Source organism: Vibrio sp. CJQ_6, assembly GCF_043106745.1.
Lineage (GTDB): Bacteria > Pseudomonadota > Gammaproteobacteria > Enterobacterales > Vibrionaceae > Vibrio > Vibrio furnissii.
The window spans coordinates 1-22643 of record NZ_JBICMV010000012.1 but is presented as its reverse complement, the minus strand read 5'-3'; the positions used below and the strand labels follow the sequence as shown (position 1 = coordinate 22643).

Here is a 22643-nt window from a genome sequence, read left to right as displayed (position 1 = left end):
ATTTATGAGCCATAACATCAAATAAACCAAAAGGTGATGAAATGACTATCTATACCTACTCGCGCTTTTCACCCCGCAACCCAGATTTTCAGCAAGATATGGAAGCGCTCATAGCAGCCTTCCCCGACGCTACACACATTGAAGATTCCGCTCGCGGCCGTATGCCAGCCATGGAACGTCCAGACTTTGTTGCCTTAGTCGACACACTGCAAAGCGGCGACACACTGGCCGTCAACTGGCTGAGCAGCATCAGCAAAGATTTCCAGCAGTGCCAACACGTATTGCAACTGCTGATGGAGAAAAACGTCACACTCAAAACCACCAAACCCGCCATGACAGTGACTCCGGGCAGCGAAACCGCAGCGGCAATTGCACTGGTGCTGGAAGGGTATGGACAAGCGGACACGCGCCATCGCTTACACGCCGCAGAAATGGGCCGCCGCGCCCTGCGCGAAGATGACCGCGCGTGGAAAGAGAAATTCCGCGGCCGTCCGGCCAACAAAGAGAAACACATGAAAATCGCAGGCCTGCTGCTAGAAGGCAAAACTCTGGAAGAAGTCGCACAAATCTGCGATTGCAGCCTGTCGACGGTGAAGCGCGTCAAAAGCCGAGTGAGCGAACACGATGACGAAGGCGCGCTGCGTCGCCGCGGTCATGGCCGCCACCGTCATGGGATGCATCGCGGTGATCACCGTGGTGAAGGTCGTGGACACCGAGGCCGCCCAACGGACAGCGAAGCATAAGATCCCGACAAACGTCAGGAAACCAAACGGCGCCTGATGGTGCCGTTTTTTATTTGAATCAAATCATTCGAAGATGGAGCACTAACTCATCCGCAGCGACGCAGTTGCGGTGAACGTTGCCGCGTCGAGTTGCGCTGCGGTAAAGGGGATGTCGTGCAGTTGTTTATGGGCAAACTGCTGCAATTGCGTTGTTCTGCCCAGAGATTCAACGCCATCCCGCTGGCCGTGGCTGAGGATGCCTTGGACGGTGATGCCCTGCTCATCCCACGTCGCCAACTGGATATACGCACTGCCAAACAAAATATGCGGAAAACCGTTTTGTTCAAGCGGAGCGGGCATTTCGCCATTGAGGAGCCCTTCTTGATACGAGCCGCCATGCAAGGCGATTTTGGTTTTATCCGCCGTCTCAAACAGCGCCTCGCCCCACGCGGTATCGAGCGCAAATCCCAACGCATTCAGTTCATCAACGGCATCGGCTAACGCCTGTGTGATGACCGGTCCATTCGCCTCACGGGTATCCAATTGAGAGCCCAGTGTCGGATCGCCACTGCTGGGGACGTTCAACACATTGAGTTGCACCATACGGTTCCAGAATAGATGGAATAACAGCGCGCCTTGGCTGGTCGCATTGTTCTTGCGATCCCATCGACTCAGCACTTCGCACGCGTGGCACACCGCGGCGGAAGCAGAAACGCGTCCAACGCTTAAGATCTGATCAAGAAACGTTTCTGCGGCGTAGTTGCGGTTATCAAAGATGATCGGCAACACCTTGTCTGGCGTGATGGAACCTTTGGCCGTAAGCTCATCCAGTCGGCGCGTTGACATGATCAACCTTGGGTCATAACGCAGCCCGGCGGCAATGTGTTTCCCGACTTGATACGCCGCTTTGTGCTGGCCAAATACCGACGGAAAGTCCGGTTGAACGGCCCTGTATTCAGAAAACTTATAGCTGTTGTTGGTGTTTTGAATGATACCGCGCGAGATGACCGTCGGGTAAAACGACGCTGGCGCCAGCAATGGTCGGCCATCGCTGCCACGCAAAAAAGCATCGGAGCGCGTACCATCCAGCACATTAAACGCCGATTCCGCATCGCCAACATGGCGCTGGGCCATGGCGTCATCATTCAGCGGCGGCACGTTGCCCGCGACCACATAAGCCACCTCGCCGTGGCGGTCGGCCACCACCAACTGGCACAAAATCCCCCGCTGCGATTCGATGGCCGCAACAAAGTCTCGGGTCGACGTAGTTTTCGCCGCTGCCAGAAACTGATCCAGCCCGCGCGCATTCTGCTCTCCGGGGTTGGTGATGGCATACCAACCTTGCGGTTTACCCGCGCGGTGCGGCAGGTAATAGAGCACCCCGAGTTCTGATTCAAGGAACTCATAATGGCGTGTCGCAATCTCGCCGGATGCTTCTAACACCTCGACCGCCACGGCGCGAACCGATAATGGACGGTTTTCACCATCGACTCGATAGCTCAGTGTCTTGCCTGAGGTATGAATCGCCATTTTCTGCAGCACAAACGGCGTCACCGACGCCGCATCTAAAATGCTCCACGCCACATCGGCGTTATAGCCAGTCATCGGGAGCGGAAAACCAAGAAATGACGTGCCTGCGACGTCTAGCTCGCCGGGAATAGTCAAATGGTACTGATGCATGTAAATGCGTTGCTGATGCGGCGTTCTTTTCCAGGCCGAATGGGGGTTGCCAAGCAATATAGCACGGTCTCCGGCGACAACATCGCCACCAAATGCCCAGGCGTTACTGCCAAAGCCGCCTTCCACTTCAACCGGTATCGCATGCGGTGAATCAGCCGTGTCAGGTGCAGATTCCGCACGCCATTGCTGCGCCGACGAAACAAGGTGCGGGCCAATTTCAACCAGCTCTTTCATGATGCCAAAACGCATCGCGGCCCTCACCACGTCTTGCTCGGTAAAGGTCACCAGTGGCTCATCGGCGCGCCAACGCTGTTTCTCCTCTGTCGGCATCTGATCCACATAATGATTCAATCCGCGCACGTAGCCTTGCACGTACTCACGTGTTTGCGTGCCGAGTTTTGCCAGTTCATTTTCGACCCACTCAGGCGGCAGACGTAAACGAAACATCAGATCGGAATTCAGGTTGGTGGTTTTGAGAAAACCGATGGTGGAGAAACGCTCCGCACCATAATGTTTTGAGCGCTCACCTCGCAAGGTGATCACCTGCCCGGAGAGTTCACACAAGCGGTCGCGCGCATGCACGTAACCGTAGCCAAAACCCAAACTTGCATAATTCTGCGCTTCGATGTGCGGAACATCATGATCCGTCCAACGAATGTTGACCTGATCCCATTCGTGTTGATTCATACCGTTAAAGCCTGCCTGTCGTATTGAATTGTCTTAGAAAATTTAACGAGAATGATAACACATATCATTTACACAAAATCCCCTGTGCAGATCAACTTTCAGTGCTTTGTTGAGTACGCTTTTCACTAAGAGACTGGGCGAGAGGGAAAGCCCGTAGGTTGCACAACACGAATAGGCAAATAATCGCGCTGTGCAGTACCTCTCGATAACGCAACGCAATACTCGATAGACTGCCAATCATTACTGAGAGTGTTCACAAAAGCTTCATAAATAAACCACAATGATAAAAATAGCTCTGATTGACGACCATACCATCGTACGTTCCGGATTCGCTCAGTTACTGAATCTGGAGCAAGACATTGCTGTTGCCGGCGAATTTGACAGCGCCAGCGACGCCTTTCGCGGATTAACTCAAATGCCTGTGGATGTGGCGGTCATCGACATCTCGATGCCGGACGAAAATGGTTTGAGTCTGTTGGAAAGGCTTCGCCAGCACGATCCGGCGTTCAAAGCCATCATTCTCAGCATCTACGATTCCGCCTCTTTTGTTAAAAAGGCGCTCGATGCCGGCGCTCAAGGCTATCTGTCTAAACGGTGTGGCCCGAGTGAACTGGCGAGCGCCATCCGCACCGTGGCGGCAGGCAAGCGCTATTTGTGCGCCGATGCGTTGGTCAATCTCAGCAACCCGGACATCAACAATGTGCTGGCCGATCTGACCAAGCGCGAGTTGGAAGTGTTTGATCAGCTGATACAAGGCAAAGAGGTTAAAGAGATTGCGCAGGCGCTGTTTCTCAGCCACAAAACGGTGCATGTGCACCGTGCAAACATCCTCAGCAAACTCAACCTGACCAATAATGTCGATCTGATTCGTTTTGCCATACAGCACCATTTGCTAGCGGAAGGCTAAGTATGCCGGGACTCGTGTTTACGCTGACCTTCAGCTTTCTGCTCTACAGCATCAGTCAGTTCAGTTTGTGGAACATCAGCCAATATCTGAGTCAAGCCCCACTGCACGCGTATCTCTTATTTCCCACGGGCCTGAGATTGGCGGTTTATCTGCTGGTGAAGCCCGCTTACCTCTGGGTACTGATCCTCAGCGATCTGCTACTGGCGGGTGCGATTCTGGTGTATCTGCCCACCGAGGCGGATTCGGTGTTGTTGCTGATGCCGTTTGTCGCCTGGTTTGCGACCTCTTTTGCCCGCAAGCGCTGGCAACACCTCACTCTCTATTGGCAAAAACTGCTGTTGATTGTCGCGCTGGTCATCGTACACAGCGCAGCCACCGGACTGACGTTCGTGCTGCTCGGTAAGCCACTTCGCATCAACGCCGACACCATCACCGCCGTCACGGTCGCATCGCTGACTGGCGGAATCGTGTTGACGCCGTTTCTCTATCTGGTTGCTGACTACCTGCGCCATCAGACCTGGTCGCCCCTGACACCGCAACTCATCCATCAGGATGTAAAACTGAAGCCGAAAATGCTGGTCTGGAGCCTGTTTTTCTTCGCCTTAGGGTTGCTGGCTGAACTGACTCTGCTGGATCAAATGAAGCCATTTGCGCTGCTGATCATCATGTTGCCAACCATATTCATGGCCTACCGTTATGGCTGGCAAGGGGGTGTACTGGCGAGCAGCTTGAACTGCATCCTGCTCGCCACTGCACGTCAGATCAGCGGCTCATTTGACTCCGATCAGGAGCTGCTGATTTTCATGTCTAGCCAGGCGTTGGTTGGTCTGGGACTGGGGATCGCAATCAGTCGTCAGCATCAGTTGGCCCTGCTGGTGCAGAAGGTCAACCTCCGGCTGGCACGGGAACTGGAAGAAAAACAGCATCTGGCTCGCCAACTGGTTTCCGTCGAGGAACAAATTCGCAAATCGGTAGCCAGAGAACTGCACGATGAAATCGGTCAGAACATCACCGCGATACAGATCCAATCCATGCTGGCACAGCGGCTGGCCGAAGATGAACAGGCCCGGAACGCCGCCTCAACTATTCAGTCTCTGGCGATGCGAATCCACCGCTCCACCCGTCAACTGTTAAAGCAGTTGCGACCCCATATCCTTGATGAGCTTGGGCTGGAACATGCCATTCGGCAGTTGATCCAAGAGATGCGTTTCAGCGAACAAGGCATTCAGGTTGGCCTTAATATTGGCGTGGATCCGCAAAAACTCGACGATACCACCAGCGTGACGCTGTTTCGCATCGTGCAGGAGCTGCTCAACAACGTCTCCAAACACGCCAAAGCACGCACTGTTAACATCAGCCTGTTCCCCGGCAGCGATATGGTATTAGAAGTGAAAGACGACGGCGTTGGCCTGCCAGCGGACTGGCGCATTCGTGGTCAGGGTCTGAAAGGATTGGCTGAGCGGGTGTCCGCGCTGGGTGGCAGTCTCAACGTCACCACGCCATCTTCGCCTACGGGCGGTACGCGCATAATTGTTAACCTGCCCACAAAATCATCACCTACGGACTAAAAACTAGGAATATTTCCTAGATGAATACAACTCCTTCTCATGTTTTTCCTGCTCCTTCTCTCTAGGATCAGATTCAACAAGGACAAACAAGCATGAAGATTGTGCCGACACTCAACAACAGCACAAACATGGACACCAATCAGGCTTACCGCTACTGGCGCATTCAATTGATGGTTTCCATGTATGTCGGATACGCCGTCTTTTACCTGACCCGTAAAAGCTTCAACTTCGCGCTGCCGGGCATGCTGACAGATTTAGGCCTCGACTATTCCGATCTTGGTCTGTTAGGCACCCTGTTTTACCTCACTTACGGCGTCTCCAAGTTTGTGTCCGGGCTGATGATAGACCATTCGCGCTCACGCTACTTTATGGGGCTGGGTTTGCTGGCTACCGGCATCGTCAATATCGCCTTTGGCTTCAGTTCATCCTTGTTGGCGTTTACGTTACTGTGGACAGTCAACGCGTTCTTTCAGGGTTGGGGCTGGCCGGCCTGTGCCAAGATCCTGACCAGTTGGTACTCGCGCAGTGAGCGGGGCTTCTGGTGGTCCATCTGGAATACCTGCCACAACTTGAGTGGCGCGCTGATCCCGGTTGCGATTGGCTTTATCAGCCTGAATTTTGGCTGGCGTTACGGGTTTATCGTGCCCGGCTGTGTGGCAGTACTGGTTGGCATCTGGCTCTGCTATCGCATTCAGGAAAAGCCGACTGAAATGGGATTACCCTCGGTCGGACAATGGCGCAACGACGCACTGGAACTCGAACATGAAAAGGAAGGGCAAGGCCTGCCCTTTAATGTTGCGGTGTATCGCTATGTACTGACCAATCGCTACATCTGGCTGCTGTGTGGATCTTATCTGCTGGTGTATGTCGTGCGCATCGCGATTAACGATTGGGGCGCGCTGTATCTGGTTGAGCGCCATTCCTTTGATGTGCTGAGCGCCAACAGTGCCGTTTCGATGTTTGAAGTAGGCGGATTTCTGGGCTCGCTGTTTGGCGGATGGGGTTCGGACCGATATTTCCATGGTAACCGCGCGCCAATGAATTTGATTTTTGCATTAGGCATTTTTGCTTCGGTCGCGGCGCTGTGGCTGACCCCCGTCGACCACATTGGCTTTCTGGCCGGATGTTTTTTCTGTATCGGCTTTTTCGTCTTCGGCCCACAAATGATGATCGGCATGGCCGCTGCCGAATGTGCCAGAAAAGACCTGGCAGGCACCGCCACCGGATTTATCGGCTTGTTCAGTTATCTGGGCGCCGCACTGGCGAGTTACCCGATGTCTCTGGCTATCGAGCATTGGGGCTGGGAAGGCTTTTTCTGTTTGATTACCGCGGCAGCAGCCGTGATCAGTTTGCAACTGCTGCCGTTTATAAAAGCTCAACAACCGAATTCGGACGATGAGCTACCAATATGATGAAAACTCTACCATCCAACAACGTGACAATGCTTCGCTTGGTGACCTGATTGGCGTTTTTGCCTGACCGGGGATTCTGGCAGGCATAAACAAGAGGGAAAACCCAATGATTGTTAACGCAAAACGTACGCTGCTCGCACTAAGTATCCTCGGTTCGGTGATGGCTGCGCCTACTGCTCAGGCTGCCGGGCGTCTGGTTGTCTACTGCAGCGCCACCAACGCCATGTGTGAAGCGGAAACCAAAGCGTTTGCCGACAAATATGATGTGAAAACATCCTTTGTTCGCAACGGCTCAGGCAGCACGCTGGCTAAAATCGATGCTGAGAAAAATAACCCTCGTGCCGATGTCTGGTACGGCGGCACACTCGACCCTCAATCTCAAGCGGGTGAAATGGACTTGCTGCAAGCCTATCAGTCTCCTCAGCTTGATAACATCATGACCAACTTCCGCGATCCAGCCAAACGCAAAGGGAACTACTCATCCGCCGTCTACATGGGCATTCTGGGCTTTGGTGTTAACACCGAGCGTCTGGCAGAAAAAGGCATTCCGGTCCCTCGCTGCTGGAGCGATCTGACCAAACCGGAGTATCAGGGCGAAATTCAGATTGCTGATCCACAAAGTTCAGGCACAGCCTACACCGCGCTGGCCACCTTCATTCAGCTTTGGGACGAGCCAACAGCCTTTGAATACTTCAAACAACTCGACAAAAACGTCTCTCAGTACACCAAATCAGGCGTGACTCCGTCACGTAATGCTGCACGCGGCGAAATCGCCATCGGCATTGGCTTCCTTCATGACTATTCGCTTGAGCAAGCCAAAGGTGCACCACTGGAGCTGATTTCTCCTTGTGAAGGCACTGGCTACGAAATTGGCGGTGTGAGCATTATCAAAGGTGCCCGTAACCAAGACAATGCCAAACTGTTCGTTGACTGGGTGCTATCGAAAGAAGGTCAGGAACTGGCATGGCAACAAGGCGAATCGTTCCAAATTCTGACCAACACCTTGGCAGAGCAATCGCCGAATGCCCTCAATCCGAAAGACCTCAAACTGATTAATTACGACATGGAAACCTACGGTTCTTCCGATGAGCGTAAGCGTTTGATCACCAAATGGGTGAACGACGTCAAGATGGGCAACTAATCCATCGGTTCTTTCTGACCGTCCTCTGACGGTTTTCCTCACCTGACACTCAGTCTGCTGGTTCTGGCGGGCAGGCTGAGTGCAGCTCAAAAAAAGGTTCCAACATGAACGAGCGAATTCAGGCTTTGAACCTCACGACCAGCCAGCCACGGCGCATCGATGCCGTTTTTTACTGGCTTGGCGTGATGGTGTTTAGCTTTATCCTTCTGCCATCCTTTGCTTTGGACTATGGTCTATTTGAATCGACCGCAGACGAGTTTTACGACGCGATGGGCTGGAGCTCTGTCAACATTTCCTGGCTCTGGTTCAGCCTGCCTCTGTTTCTGATTGTTCGCCCACTGCAACCCGCAGGACGCCAGCACAAAGCCCGCCATTATCTGGATATCGGCTATTCCGCGCTGTGCATGCTGGTGATACTGATCAGCTCCTGGCTGACGCATCAGGGGTTGGGTTATTCCACCATCTTGCTGTTTATTGCGCTTGGCGCTGTCATGACCACGGCTTTCGCCCGCCTTGAATATTTGGGCGGCGACCATTTTGTGATTGGGTCGCTCATCAGCATTATTTTGCTGATTGCCATTTTCATTATTTTTCCAAGCATCGCGATTTTTCTGCCGATGTTCAAAGATGAGATGGGCCAATGGACCGCGTGGCAATTTATGGAGATTCTCTCGCAATCTCATACCCTGTCGGTGATCCGCAACTCCATCGTTCTGGGTATTGCGGTGGGGGTGGGTGCGACGTTCTTTGGTTTGATCTTCGCCATTTACACCACGCGCATCGCCAAACGGTCGGCGTTTATTGCCCGCGTGTTTTCCATTCTGCCCATCGTGACACCGCCGTTCATCGTCGGACTCGGCGTGACCTTAATGCTGGGTCGCTCGGGTTACATCACGGAATTGATGGTGGACTGGTTCGGGCTGCAAAAAACCAACTGGTTATACGGCTTTACCGGCATTTGGCTGGCTCAGGTTCTCGCCTTTGCGCCAATGTCGTTCATGATTCTGGATGGTGCCCTCAAATCCCTCCATCCGTCACTGGAAGAGGCGTCTTACACGCTGAAAGCCAACCGTTATCAGACATTCTTTGGCATCATTATTCCGCTTTTGAAACCGGCACTCGCTAACTCGTTTCTGATTATTTTCGTGCAGTCGCTGGCCGATTTCAGTAACCCGTTGGTGCTGGGCGGAAGCTTTGACGTTCTGGCGACCCAAATCTACTTCTACATCGCCGGAGCACAGCTCGATTATGCCTCTGCCAGTACGCTGGGTTCTGTCCTGCTGCTGTTCTCACTGGCCATCTTTGTCGTCCAGTATCTGTGGATTGGGCAACGTTCCTACGTCACGATTTCCGGCAAAGCCTATCGTGGCGACGTGCAGGATATGCCAGCGTCACTCAAACTGGGCGTCACCTTGACGCTGTACGTCTGGATGGTGTTTAACGTGCTTCTGTACGGCAGCATCTTCTTTGGTAGTTTCACCGTGAACTGGGGGGTGGATTACACGCTCACACTGCAAAACTACATCAACCTATTTGGCAACGGCATGTCTGATGGTGCCTGGCCGTCACTGATCACGACCATGATTTACGCAGGTGTCGCTGCGCCAATCACCGCCCTGTTCGGCTTACTGATTGCGTATGTGGTAGTTCGTCAGCAGTTCTACGGCAAAAAGGTCATCGAATTCTCAACCATGCTCTGCTTTGCCGTTCCGGGCACCGTGGCGGGGGTGTCGTATATTCTGGCGTTTAACGATGCGCCTATTTACCTGACAGGCACCGCGGCAATTGTAGTGATCTCGATGGTGATGCGTAACGTGCCGGTGGGCATTCGCTCCGGTATCGCCGGACTTGGTCAGCTTGATAAATCACTCGATGAAGCGTCATTGAGCCTGCGCGCCAGTTCCCTGCAAACCATTCGTCACATCATCCTGCCACTGCTGCGCCCGGCGATTCTGTCGACACTGGTTTACAGCTTTGTGCGTGCGATGACGACGGTGAGCGCGATTATCTTTCTGGTTACCCCGGAAACCCGTGTTGCCACGTCGTACATTCTGAACCGCGTCGAAGATGGCGAATACGGGATCGCCATTGCGTATGGCTCTGTCCTGATTGTGGTGATGTTAGCCATCATTCTGTTGTTTGATTTATTGGTCGGTGAAGCTCGTATTTCCCGCTCCAAAGCCACCAACCAAGATTCCTAGGAGATGTCACCATGGAAAAACAAAACTTCGTTGTACTGAAAAACATCTGCAAGCGATTCGGTAACAATACCGTGATCGGTCATCTGGATTTGGAAATTAAGAAAGGCAGCCTGGTGACCCTGCTCGGTCCGTCGGGTTGCGGTAAAACAACTGTACTGCGTTTGGTGGCAGGACTGGAAAAGCCCACCAGCGGCCAAATCTTTATCGACGGTGAAGATGTGACGGAACGTTCCATTCAGCAGCGCGACATCTGTATGGTGTTTCAGTCGTACGCCCTTTTCCCGCATATGTCCTTGTATGAGAACGTGGCATATGGGCTAAAAATGCTCAAACTCCCGGCCGAAGAAATTCGCCAGCGGGTCGATGAAGCGTTGAAAATCGTCGACCTAGAAGGCATGGGTGAGCGCTTTGTCGATCAGATCTCCGGTGGCCAGCAGCAACGCGTTGCCCTCGCCCGCGCTCTGGTACTCAAACCCAAAGTGCTGTTGTTTGACGAGCCGTTGAGTAACCTAGACGCTAACCTACGCCGCAGCATGCGTGAAACCATTCGCGAGTTGCAACAACGTTTCGACATTACCTCGCTGTATGTCACGCACGATCAGGCTGAAGCCTTTGCGGTATCGGATACGGTGATCGTGATGAAAAGCGGGGAGATCATGCAGATTGGCTCGCCGCAAGAGCTCTACAAGTCGCCGAAATCGATGTTTATGGCGAACTTTATGGGTGAAGCGAACCTGTTTCAGGGCCATTTCGACGGCGAGCGTATTCACATTCATGGTTACGCGATCGATGCCGACCCAGAGGCGACGCAAGGCAAAACGAAGGGAGAATATCAGATTGGTGTTCGCCCGGAAGCCATTACCCTGAATACGCAAGGCGAAAACAGCCAAGCATGTGAAGTGCTCAAATACGCGTACATGGGTTCAATGTATGAAGTCACAGTCAAATGGCACGATCAGGAACTGCTGCTGCAACTCAACTCAGCCCAATTTCGCGATGAACTGACCAAACACGCTTATCTCGAGTTCAACCCGAGAGGGCTGTTCTTGCTCCCTGCCGACGAGGTTTAGTTCATTGTCGGCAAACCAAATCAACCCCACTTCGGTGGGGTTTCTCTTTCATGCTTAGCCGTCCCTACCATACTGAAACATAAACAATCCTCGTTTAGAAACGAGTTTTGGTATGCCATCGAGATCATTCATCTGCATTACACCTCTATCATTCTCTGTGCTGAGAATGTTGAAAAGCTCTACCAGATAGCTTGAATTCTCGATTGTGAAGTGACAGATCTTTAATCCAAAGATCGCCCTGACTTTGGATTAAAAGAAGCTTAAGCTCTTGAGCTTTTTTACGAACAACTACCTTGCTCTCGCAGTGTCGATTTCTACTTGTAAAGTTCCTGCTGCTGTTCTGGAGAAACACCACCCACATCACTGATAAGTCAGTATCTTTTCTGCTTTTATGCATCCTTTGGTATAGTCATGAAATGCATTTGTACAGAGCTGGCTAATCGCATGGAATCGACAATCAATAAATCAAAGCTATCTGAAACCGACATCATCACAAAATTCATTCTTCCTGCTATCAAAGGTGCGGGATGGGATGATATGTCGCAGATTCGTCAAGAAGTAAAACTACGTGATGGTAAAGTCATTGTTCGTGGTCAGGCAGCAGCGAGGAAAAAGGTCAAATCGGCAGACATTGTTCTTTACCATAAACCGAGCATGCCTCTAGCGGTTGTCGAAGCAAAAGCGAATAAGCATGAAATCGGCAAAGGTATGCAACAAGGCCTAGATTACGCCAGCTTACTTGAAGTCCCTTTTATCTTTGCCTCAAATGGTGACGGTTTTATCTTCCACGACAAAACCAACACAGCTCAACTCGAAACTGAAATTCGACTTGAAGACTTTCCAACACCTCAGCAACTATGGGACAAGTACTGCGTTTGGAAAGGTTACAAAACCGAGCACCTTCCCGTCATTACTCAAGATTATCATGATGACGGTAGCGGAAAGTCTCCGCGCTACTATCAGCTACAAGCGATAAACAAAACCGTAGAAGCGGTAGCCGCAGGACAAAACCGTGTACTGCTGGTTATGGCAACAGGTACGGGCAAAACTTACACTGCATTCCAGATTATTTGGCGACTGTGGAAGTCCCGAGCCAAAAAACGCATCCTATTTCTAGCGGACAGAAACATTCTGGTCGATCAAACTAAGACTAACGATTTCCAACCGTTTGGTACCGCTATGACCAAAGTCACAGGGCGAACAGTCGATCCAGCTTACGAAATCCATCTCGCTTTATATCAAGCGCTGACTGGGCCAGAAGAGCACCAAAAAGCATACAAACAGGTCGATCCTGATTTCTTCGATCTCATTGTTGTTGATGAGTGTCACCGTGGCAGTGCCGCTGAGGACAGCGCATGGCGTGAGGTTCTTGAATATTTCGGTTCAGCAACGCAAATCGGGCTAACCGCAACACCGAAAGAAACCGATATCGTTTCTAATACCGAATACTTTGGCGATGCTCTTTACACCTACTCTCTAAAGCAAGGCATTGAAGACGGTTTCTTAGCCCCTTACAAAGTTGTGCGTGTCGATATCGATGTAGATTTACAAGGTTGGCGACCAACCAAAGGGCAAGTCGATAAACATGGTGAAGTCATCGAAGACAGGATCTATAACCAGAAAGACTTCGACAGAACCATGGTCATTGATGAACGCACAGAGCTTGTTGCACAAACCATCACCAGTTATCTCAAGCGCACCGACCCTATGGCGAAGACCATTGTGTTCTGTAATGACATTGACCATGCAGAGCGTATGCGTCGGGCGCTAATCAATTGCAATCCTGAGCAAGTTGCTAAGAATGAAAAATACGTAATGAAAATTACTGGTGATGATGAAATCGGCAAAGCTCAGCTTGATAACTTCATCACCCCCAAAAAGGCTTACCCTGTTATCGCGACCACCTCAGAACTCATGACAACCGGTGTCGATGCAAAAACTTGCAAACTGGTTGTTCTTGACCAGGGCATTCAGTCGATGACCAAGTTTAAGCAGATCATCGGTCGTGGTACTCGTATTGATGATCGTTACGGAAAGCTCTGGTTTACCATTCTCGACTTCAAAAAGGCAACTGAACTGTTCGCGGATGAGCGCTTTGATGGTGTCCCTGAGCGAGTTAAAGAGACAAAACCAGAAGACTTCGATACCGATGAAGGACTCGATGAGATCATCGATGATGAGGATGAGCTTGAACAAGACGATCCATTTGAAGGGGAAGATATCGACCCTGAAAGCATCCATGAACCAGAAGCTCCATACGACTCAGGTTCATCTCCTTCTGACGGTGGCAATTCCGATGATGATTGGCAGGATGAAAACCGAGTGAGAAAGTTCCATGTCAACGGTGTAACGGTGAAAGCCATTGCCGAACGTGTTCAATACTACGATTCCGACGGTAAACTCGTAACCGAATCGTTCAAAGACTACACCCGTAAGACGATGGCAAAACAGTTCACCTCGATGGATGACTTTGTTAAGCGCTGGCAAGATGCCGATAAAAAGCAAGCAATCATTGATGAACTGGCAGAGGAAGGCATCATCTGGGAAGCATTAGAGCTGGAAGTCGGCAAAGATCTCGACCCATTCGACATGATTTGTCATGTCGTGTATGACCAACCAGCACTCACCAGAAAAGAACGCGCTGACAACGTCAAAAAGCGCAACTACTTCACTAAGTACGGAGAAACGGCTCAGCAGGTGTTGAACAACCTACTGGACAAGTACGCAGATGAAGGCGTTCAAGAGCTTGAGAATATTCATGTACTCAAAGTTAAGCCTTTTGACGAGATGGGACGCCCTGCTGAGATCGTCAAAAAGTGCTTTGGCGGCAAAGCGCAGTATTTAGAAGCGATTACTGAGTTGGAAGCTGAAATATATCAATCAGCTTAATCACCATTTAAACCAAGCTAGGGATTCTTTAGCTTGGTTAACGACACCAAGTCACAATGCATATCTATATTTTTGGTAACCTAAATTCAGGCAAAACAACCTTAAGCCAACAAATACAAAGACGTTTGCCTGAGTTCCCTTATTTATCTTTAGATGAGTATCGAATTCGCTTTGGCGATGGAACCGAGCAAGGTGAGCAACTTGCTTGTGAATACTTCCTTGCAGCGGTTAAGCAACAGGAAAACGCGATTGTTGAATTTACTGGATACGGTCAAACAGCGAACCTTCTCACCAATCAATTAGATAGGAAAACAGGTATATCAATCTGTTGCACTAGAGATATTGAGCAGAGCATCAATTCAATTAACGACGAGAAATACTCAGAAACCCCTTACCCATCGTCCTACAAAAAACTGCAAGCTGTTGATGAAGCTATTATATTTTTGAAAGATAAAGTCATGCCGACAGCACTAGAAACTCACTGGCAAAGACAGATTTGGCAGTCTTACTGTTTTGACTTTTCTGATAACTTTGATGCCTTCTGGGCGGCCTTTCCATTATCTCAACACACTTGGGTCAGTAAGCTGAATAAAGTATTGAGCACAGATACAAGCGCATCTACAGCGCTACTTTACGGAAGCTTGGGGGCTAATCAGTTAACAAAGCGCTCCGATATCGATTTATTTATTCAGTCATCGATTTCGGTTCAGAGTTGGCATGAAAGACTCCTCAGATTGTTCGGTGAACAATTGGCTCATACCGATATTTTGGGGTCGAAAATCACTCTTAGGACACAAGACCGTTTGCTGATAGAAATCGTTGTAGGCCAATCGCTGTCTGACATTTCTCTTTATTATCGTGAATCACAAATCTACAACGTTCATTTCACTATTTTAAAGGGTGAGCTTGGTCTTGCAGAACAATTAGACGCCGTTACCAAAACACATACAAGCGAGCGAAAGCAAGCCAAAGAGTTGGCCGCTCAGGTTTACTTTTTATTTTGCTCCTTACCGAACCTTATCGCTAACAACGACAGTTACAAGTACCACTTTCACTGCGCTATCATCCAGCACTATTGTGTTCAGCTAGAACATTTATTGCTAAGTGAGTTTAAACACAACTACCTTCCCAAACATGCCGCTATAACATTGATTAATTTCCCATGGCAAGTATTTAACTGCTCAGCAACTCATATCAGTACAGCGCAATATACTGAGCTTTATCAGTACCTCATCACACTGTTCGAACGGCTTAGAAAGAAACAACTGATTAAAAGTAATGGCTATTTCTCTGTGGAGAGTTGCTTTCTCCACGAGATCCCTAGTGAAGATAACAAGGCTTAAAAATTGAAACATCATCAAATAAAAACAATCAACTACCAACTGTGGCTAGTGCTGATTCTGACAAGCTTAATACCATTAATCTACTCAACTACACGAATCCATTTCTTGGGCAGCATCCCTAGCCCATGGACTTTTAGCATTGCAGCACAAGTTGCATGGCTAAATGTAGGATATGAAGTCCTCAGCGAAGCATTACTTATCCCTCTAGCATTTATTCTAGGCAGAGTGATTCATAGTAATGAAGCTTTTCGCGAACGAGCCAGCCTATCTCTTTTGGTTACCTTAATTTGCTACTTTGTGGTGACCTTAATGGTATTGTGGCTAGCCCCGAATTTTGTAGATGCTATGCAGCAACAGGCTGAATTATTGACCCAAACGATCCAATACATTCGATTGGAATCTGCCGCTATTCTACTTTCCAGCGTCTATGCTTTTTTGTCTTTGGTTCTCGTCCTAAAAAATGAACGCAAGGCGTTGTATGGACTTCTAGTAGTACAAACGCTCATGACAATCCTTTGTGACAGCGTCTTTGTTAGTCAATTCGCCTATTCCCTTCAGTTAGGCGTGAATGGTATTGCGCTGAGTAATATCGTAGTCAATAGTCTTCTCGCGCTGTTTGCCCTGATTTATTTATCTAAATCAGGGATCACGCTGAGCTTCAAGTTTTCTAGAAGAGATCAATCGCAGTGGCTTAAAGAATGGGCAAAGATTGGATGGAAGTCAGGGCTTGAGTCGCTCGTTCGTAATACTGCCTTTATTGTCATGATTCTTCAGCTTATCAACCAAGTACAACAAGCGGGAACGTTCTGGGTTGCGAATCAATTCATTTGGGGTTGGTTACTCCTTCCCGTTTTGACATTAGGACAACTGGTCAAGCAAGATGCCGCGACGAATGATGGATTAACATCTGAGCGAGTCAATAGCTACCTTTGGATCACGTTAGGAATCATTGCTGTTTGGATGCTCACCGCACCGCTTTGGAACAGCTTTATCGCCAATGTCATGGGGATAGAGAACCCAGAATCAATCACCAGTCTAGTTTGGCTAATGGTTGCGTTCTATGTCATTTTCAGCTTAAACAATGTCATCGACAGTTACTTTTATGGTATTGGACGCACGGATTTAATGTTGTATCAATCACTTATCGTAAACACCTTATTTTACGGTTGTGCTTATGTGCTTTATCAAATCGGTGTCTTTGTCCCTACGCTTGAACGAATCGCCATAATGTTCGGCTTGGGCATTACTGCTGATGCGTTCATCACTTGGGTGTTGTACCTTGCCTTACGGAGCAAAGTGAATATGAATCAACAACCCGTAAGCCATTAATTTATATAGTTCTCATAGATATAAATGCCCACTAACCTCCATCGTTATTGGGCTCCGCCTCTCCCCTTTTCAGTACTCACACTAACGTAGCAGTGCTATAATCTGCCCCAATTTTTTCAGTCAGTTAGTAGTAGAACTTTATGTCAATCAGTTCAGTGATCAAGTCTATTCAAGACATCATGCGTAAAGATGCAGGTGTTGATGGTGACGCGCAGCGTTTAGGCCAAATGTCGTGGCTTTTATTCCTAAAAGTGTTTGATGCTCAAGAAGAAGAGTTAGAGTTCGAGCAGGATGATTACCGCGAACCCATCACAGCAAAATACTTATGGCGAAACTGGGCGGCAGATAACCAAGGCATTACAGGTGATGAACTGCTGGAATTCGTCAATGATGACCTATTCCCTGGTTTAAAAAACCTAACTGCACCGAAAGACACCAATCCTCGTGGTTTTGTGGTGAAAGAAGCCTTTAGTGATGCTTTCAACTACATGAAAAATGGCACACTGCTGCGCCAAGTGATTAACAAGCTCAACGAGATCGACTTTACTGACTCTAAAGAACGCCACCTGTTCGGTGACATCTACGAGCAAATCCTCCGTGACCTACAAAGCGCAGGTAATGCGGGTGAGTTCTACACCCCTCGCGCGGTGACTCGTTTTATCGTCAACAGACTGGATCCAAAGCTAGGCGAACAAATTATGGATCCCGCCTGCGGTACGGGCGGTTTCTTGGCTTGCGCGTTCGATCACGTCAAAGAGAACTACGTGACAAGCACGGCCGACCACCAAACGCTGCAAAAACAAATCCATGGTGTAGAGAAGAAACAACTGCCACATTTGCTGTGTATCACCAATATGATGCTTCACGGCATCGAAGTCCCTGTGCAGATCAAGCACGGCAACACGCTTAACAAGCCGCTTTCAAACTGGGACAGCAATATCAATGTGATTGCAACTAACCCACCGTTTGGCGGCACAGAAGAAGACGGGATTGAAAAGAACTTCCCAGCCGAAATGCAGACTCGTGAAACGGCTGACCTTTTTTTGCAACTTATTGTCGAAGTATTGGATAAAGAGGGTCGCGCTGGTGTGGTATTACCTGATGGCACCTTGTTTGGTGAAGGTGTAAAAACCAAAATCAAAAAGATGCTAACGGAAGAGTGTAACCTGCACACGATTGTTCGCTTACCTAATGGCGTGTTCAACCCATACACAGGTATTAAGACCAACATTCTGTTCTTTACCAAAGGCCAACCGACCAAAGAAGTGTGGTTCTATGAGCACCCTTACCCAGAAGGCGTGAAGAACTACAGCAAAACCAAACCAATGAAGTTTGAAGAGTTCCAGCAAGAGATCGATTGGTGGGGTAATGAGGCCGATGGATTCGCTAGCCGCATCGAGACCAAGCAAGCTTGGAAAGTGTCGATTGAAGATATAATCGAGCGCAACTTTAACCTTGATATTAAAAACCCGTATCAGGACGAAGTCGTCAGCCATGATCCTGAAGAATTACTAGCGAGCTTTCAGCAGCAGCAACAAGACATTAAAGCACTGCGTGACCAACTGAAAGGCATTCTCGGTGATGCGCTTAGCTCTACCATTCAAGGTAAAAAGCAAGGTGGAGAGCAATAATGGCAGTCGACCAATCTCCGATGAATAAGCTAATCACCGAGCATATTGATATTTGGACGTCAGCAGTAAAGACCAAATCGACCTCTGGTCGTGGCAGCAGCAAAAAGCTAGAGCTTTATGGTGTTAAGAAGCTGCGTGAGCTGATCTTAGAGTTAGCGGTGCGAGGCAAGCTTGTTCCTCAAGATCCGAATGATGAGCCTGCTTCGGTGTTGCTTGAGCGTATTGCGCGAGACAAAGCGCAGCTTATTAAAGATAAAAAAATAAAGAAAAACCGTAAACAGCCTGAGATTACTCAAGAGGAAATCTATTTCTCTGTACCTGAAAATTGGAGTTATGCTCGCTTAGAAGACATATATGATGTTCGTGATGGTACTCATGATAGCCCCAAGCCAACTAGTAAAGGATACCCATTAGTAACGAGTAAAAACTTATCATCAGGTAAGCTAGATCTTTCGACAGCAACATTAATTTCGAAAGAAGATCACTTGAAGGTCATAGAACGTTCTCGCGTTGATAGGGGGGATATCTTATTTGCTATGATTGGCAGTATTGGTAACCCTGTAATAGTGGATACAGATATTGAATTTAGCATTAAAAACGTGGGGCTTTTCAAGTATTACAATCCTAAAGATTCTTCTCCAAACTTCTTAAATTACTTCTTGAAGTATGCTGCTGAGATAATGAAGAAGCAATCGACAGGCGGTGTTCAACCATTTGTATCGTTAGGTAAGCTTAGAGGTTTTGTAATGCCAATTCCTCCAATATCCGAACAACACCGTATCGTCGCCAAAGTCGATGAGCTAATGGCGCTCTGCGACCAGCTAGAGCAACAAACCGAAGCCAGTATCGAAGCGCATCGAATGCTGGTAACAACTCTGTTGGACACACTCACCAACTCTGCCGATGCTGACGAGTTAATGCAAAACTGGGCGCGAATCAGCAAACATTTCGATACCTTGTTCACCACTGAAGAAAGCATCGATCAGCTTAAGCAAACCATCCTACAACTGGCAGTGATGGGTAAGTTGGTTCCACAAGATCCAAGCGATGAACCTGCTGCTGAGTTACTGAAAAGAATAGCGGAAGAAAAAGCACAGTTAGTCAAAGAGAAGAAAATCAAAAAGCAAAAGGCGCTACCGCCGATTGCTGAAGATGAAAAGCCGTTTGAACTTCCTAATGGGTGGGAGTGGTGTCGAATTCAAGATGTAGCTCTATTTACTACATCGGGTTCTCGAGATTGGGCTAAATATTACTCTGACTCTGGTGCTCTATTTGTCACCATGGGCAATTTATCCCGAGGCAGCTACGAGCTGCGTTTAGACAATTTAAGGTTTGTACGCCCACCTAAAGGGGGCGAAGGCTCTCGAACTAAATTGGAGGCGCGAGATCTATTAATTTCCATAACAGGTGATGTCGGTAACTTGGGATTAATTCCTGAAGAGTTTGGTGAAGCATACATAAACCAACATACGTGCTTATTACGATTTATGCCAGAATGCCAAGGAAAATACTTCCCTGATTTTATGAGGTCTCCACTAGCTAAATATCAGTTTGATGCTCCACAACGAGGTATTAAAAATAGCTTTAGGTTGAGTGATGTTGGTGAAATGCACTTACCGCTTCCTCCTCTAAATGAACAAGTCCGTATCACAGAAAAAGTTAGTGACTTGCTCAGTATATGTGAGCGCTTAAAAGTCAGACTTCGAGAGTCTCAAATCACCCAATTACACCTCACCGATGCAATTGTTGAGCGAGCAGTATAACGATGAGTCTATACAATATCGCCAACAAAAACCTCACCGCACTCACACCGACCACCTTTGCAGCCGAAGGGCTGCAAGAGCGGCACGATCTACAAGAAGCGCTGAAAGGCTGTATTGATGCCATCGCGCCTGATTGTTTGGTGATATCAGAGGAGTTTTCAGACTGGGAAGACAGTCGTCGCCGTATAGACCTTCTAGCCATCGATAAAAATGCCAACTTAGTCGTCATCGAGCTTAAGCGTGATGATGTCGGTGCGCATATGGAGCTGCAAGCGCTGCGCTATGCCGCAATGATCTCTACCATAACGTTCGATAAAGCCTGTGACTACTATGCACAATACCTGAAGAAAGAAGGCCAAGAGATTGAGGCCCGCGAAGCCATTCTGGAGTTTGTCGATCTCGATGAAAACAGCTTGGATGACTTTGGTAATGATGTTCGAATCGTTTTAGCCTCAGCAGACTTCGGTAAAGAACTCACCACTTCTGTCTTGTGGTTGCGTGACAAAGGCATCGATATCAGTTGTGTGCGCCTCACGCCCTATCGCTACAAAGAAGATGTACTGATCAATGCTGAGCAGATCATCCCTGTTCCAGAAGTGGAAGAGTACCAGGTGAAGTTCCGCGAGAAGCGTGCTGAGCAGCGCACAAGCGTTCAAAAAGGCGAAAAAGATTACTCGGAGTACCGCTATAACGGTAATACCTATAAAAAGCGTCACCTCGCGCTAGCGTTAGTCACGGACTGGATTGAGAAGCATCAGCCACAAAGCTTGAATGATGTGCTCAACGCATTTAACGAACCAGTAAGACGACGCATTGCCATCCTAGCGGATGAAATCCCTCAAGGTAGAATTCGCCGTTTCCACAGCGATGAAGACGCGCTGATTACGCTGCCTAACGACGAGGTGATAGCCATCACCAACCAGTGGAGCCTCAGCAATATCACTCGATTGATTCACTTTGCAGAGCAAAGTGGCATGGTTATAGAAAAAGTTAGTCGATGATACCTGCATGAGACACTAATGGTGCGGATCAGTGTGTGTTTGAAAAGAGGCGGCTATAAATCCTCAAAACGACAAAGGCCTGACAACTTCATAAGCTGTCAGGCCTTATAGAATAAATGGCACGCCCTGTAGGATTCGAACCTACGACCACATCCTTAGAAGTGATGTAGTCACAGGATTACACACAATTACCTAAAGTTACATTGCCATTTAAAATCAACGAGTTAATGACAATCAATAAGATAACAGTATCACTTATAGTTACATTTGGCTACACTAGACTAAACAGTAACCCGACTACATAGCCGACTACGAAGTTTAGCTAATAGCAGTTCATTCAAGGTAACTAATATGTTAACTGTAAAAGAGATAGAAGCATTTCCTGCAAAAAAAACTGCTTACTATAAACCAGATAGTACAGGCGAAAGAGGAACTGGGCGCTTAACTGTTCAAGTAACTCCCGCAGGTTCTAAGATCTTCAAGTTCAAATACCATAAAGAGAAGAAAGAAGTTTTCATCGCTTTGGGTAAGTTCCCTGCTCTAACTTTATCTAAAGCACGTGATCTAGCTAACGAGTACAGTGAAATGCTCTCTAAAGGATTAGATCCAAAAAATGAGCTAGAAAGGCAGTCTGAAGAGAAGAAAACAGCAGAACGTGAAAAAGATCAATTAGGCACCTTTGAGCAACTTATTGAGTTCCATAAGCAGAACAAACAAGATAATGGAAATCGTAGTCACGAAGACGAATATCAGCTCATAGTGAAAAATGTGTTCCCTCATCTCGACATACATCGAAAAGCGAAAGATTTTGAAACTGAAGATTTTTTGGACATATTAGCAATCCCAATTGAAGAAGGATTTGTGGACAAGAGTAATAAAATTCGCTCCATTCTGCATGCGGCATTCAACTTCGCTTTAGGGTACGAAAATAACCCTAAATTCAGAAAAAGAGAAACCAAATTCGCTCTTGACCACAATCCGATATCGAAAATACCAAAACAACCTGAAAAAATTGGTTCACACTTCCTATCTTGGAATGAAGTAACCCAATTACTTTATGACATGGAACATAGATTTGATGATTTAAACCTTGCATACCAAACCAGACAAGTGCTAAGGCTTTGTTTTTACTTGGGAGGGCAACGACCTCACGAAGTGGTAACGATCAAATGGTCGCACATAAATTTTGATCAAAAAACTGTTCTTGTCAGCGAAGCTTTCCAAAAAACAAAGAAAAATCACATGCTTCCTCTGACTAACTCTGCAATCCAAATACTAGAAGAAATCAGAGAACAAACG

Annotated in this window: 15 protein-coding genes; 14 read left to right on the top strand and 1 reads right to left on the bottom strand. The window is 48.3% G+C overall.

What is annotated here, in order from left to right:
* The first annotated feature begins 41 nt into the window (after positions 1-41).
* Positions 42-743 (top strand): recombinase family protein, encoded by a 702-nt coding sequence (locus tag ACF8PK_RS07080; protein WP_392440645.1) that lies wholly within the window; start codon positions 42-44, stop codon positions 741-743.
* An 81-nt stretch (positions 744-824) separates the two neighbouring features.
* Here ACF8PK_RS07080 and ACF8PK_RS07075 read toward each other — a convergent pair whose 3' ends face one another.
* On the bottom strand, positions 825-3089 hold the full coding sequence (locus tag ACF8PK_RS07075; RefSeq protein WP_392440644.1) for a penicillin acylase family protein: 2265 nt from the start codon (positions 3087-3089) through the stop codon (positions 825-827).
* 280 nt (positions 3090-3369) lie between these two features.
* Here ACF8PK_RS07075 and ACF8PK_RS07070 point away from each other — a divergent pair, with 280 nt between their 5' ends.
* From ACF8PK_RS07070 to ACF8PK_RS07010, 13 genes are all read left to right on the top strand, one after another.
* Complete coding sequence (locus ACF8PK_RS07070) at positions 3370-3996, top strand: response regulator transcription factor (protein ID WP_055466320.1); 627 nt, start codon at positions 3370-3372, stop codon at positions 3994-3996.
* Between the two features lie 2 nt (positions 3997-3998).
* The gene (uhpB, locus tag ACF8PK_RS07065; RefSeq protein ID WP_238772238.1) at positions 3999-5564 is read left to right on the top strand and encodes a signal transduction histidine-protein kinase/phosphatase UhpB; all 1566 of its coding nucleotides are present in this window, start codon (positions 3999-4001) and stop codon (positions 5562-5564) included.
* Positions 5565-5656: 92 nt separating this feature from the next.
* Positions 5657-6976, top strand: coding sequence for an MFS transporter family glucose-6-phosphate receptor UhpC (uhpC, locus tag ACF8PK_RS07060; protein ID WP_032081798.1), 1320 nt, complete (start codon positions 5657-5659; stop codon positions 6974-6976).
* A gap of 106 nt (positions 6977-7082) precedes the next feature.
* On the top strand, positions 7083-8117 hold the full coding sequence (locus ACF8PK_RS07055; RefSeq protein ID WP_055466317.1) for an ABC transporter substrate-binding protein: 1035 nt from the start codon (positions 7083-7085) through the stop codon (positions 8115-8117).
* Positions 8118-8221: 104 nt separating this feature from the next.
* On the top strand, positions 8222-10318 hold the full coding sequence (locus ACF8PK_RS07050) for an ABC transporter permease (protein WP_392440643.1): 2097 nt from the start codon (positions 8222-8224) through the stop codon (positions 10316-10318).
* An 11-nt stretch (positions 10319-10329) separates the two neighbouring features.
* On the top strand, positions 10330-11388 hold the full coding sequence (gene fbpC / locus ACF8PK_RS07045) for a ferric ABC transporter ATP-binding protein (protein ID WP_172562025.1): 1059 nt from the start codon (positions 10330-10332) through the stop codon (positions 11386-11388).
* Between the two features lie 444 nt (positions 11389-11832).
* Entirely contained in the window at positions 11833-14277 is a 2445-nt protein-coding gene (gene hsdR / locus ACF8PK_RS07040; RefSeq protein ID WP_392440642.1) for an EcoAI/FtnUII family type I restriction enzme subunit R, read from the top strand.
* Between the two features lie 56 nt (positions 14278-14333).
* Positions 14334-15620 (top strand): hypothetical protein, encoded by a 1287-nt coding sequence (locus tag ACF8PK_RS07035; protein WP_392440641.1) that lies wholly within the window; start codon positions 14334-14336, stop codon positions 15618-15620.
* A gap of 3 nt (positions 15621-15623) precedes the next feature.
* Complete coding sequence (locus ACF8PK_RS07030; protein WP_392440640.1) at positions 15624-16949, top strand: MATE family Na+-driven efflux transporter; 1326 nt, start codon at positions 15624-15626, stop codon at positions 16947-16949.
* 140 nt (positions 16950-17089) lie between these two features.
* Complete coding sequence (locus ACF8PK_RS07025) at positions 17090-18580, top strand: N-6 DNA methylase (RefSeq protein ID WP_392440639.1); 1491 nt, start codon at positions 17090-17092, stop codon at positions 18578-18580.
* Positions 18580-20343 (top strand): restriction endonuclease subunit S, encoded by a 1764-nt coding sequence (locus ACF8PK_RS07020; protein ID WP_392440638.1) that lies wholly within the window; start codon positions 18580-18582, stop codon positions 20341-20343. Before ACF8PK_RS07025 ends, ACF8PK_RS07020 begins: the two co-directional genes overlap by 1 nt.
* Positions 20344-20345: 2 nt before the next feature.
* A complete protein-coding gene (locus ACF8PK_RS07015) occupies positions 20346-21344 on the top strand; it encodes a hypothetical protein (protein WP_392440637.1) in 999 nt (332 codons plus the stop codon).
* Between the two features lie 351 nt (positions 21345-21695).
* On the top strand, positions 21696-22643 hold a 948-nt coding region (locus tag ACF8PK_RS07010; RefSeq protein WP_392440636.1), incomplete at its 3' end, for a tyrosine-type recombinase/integrase.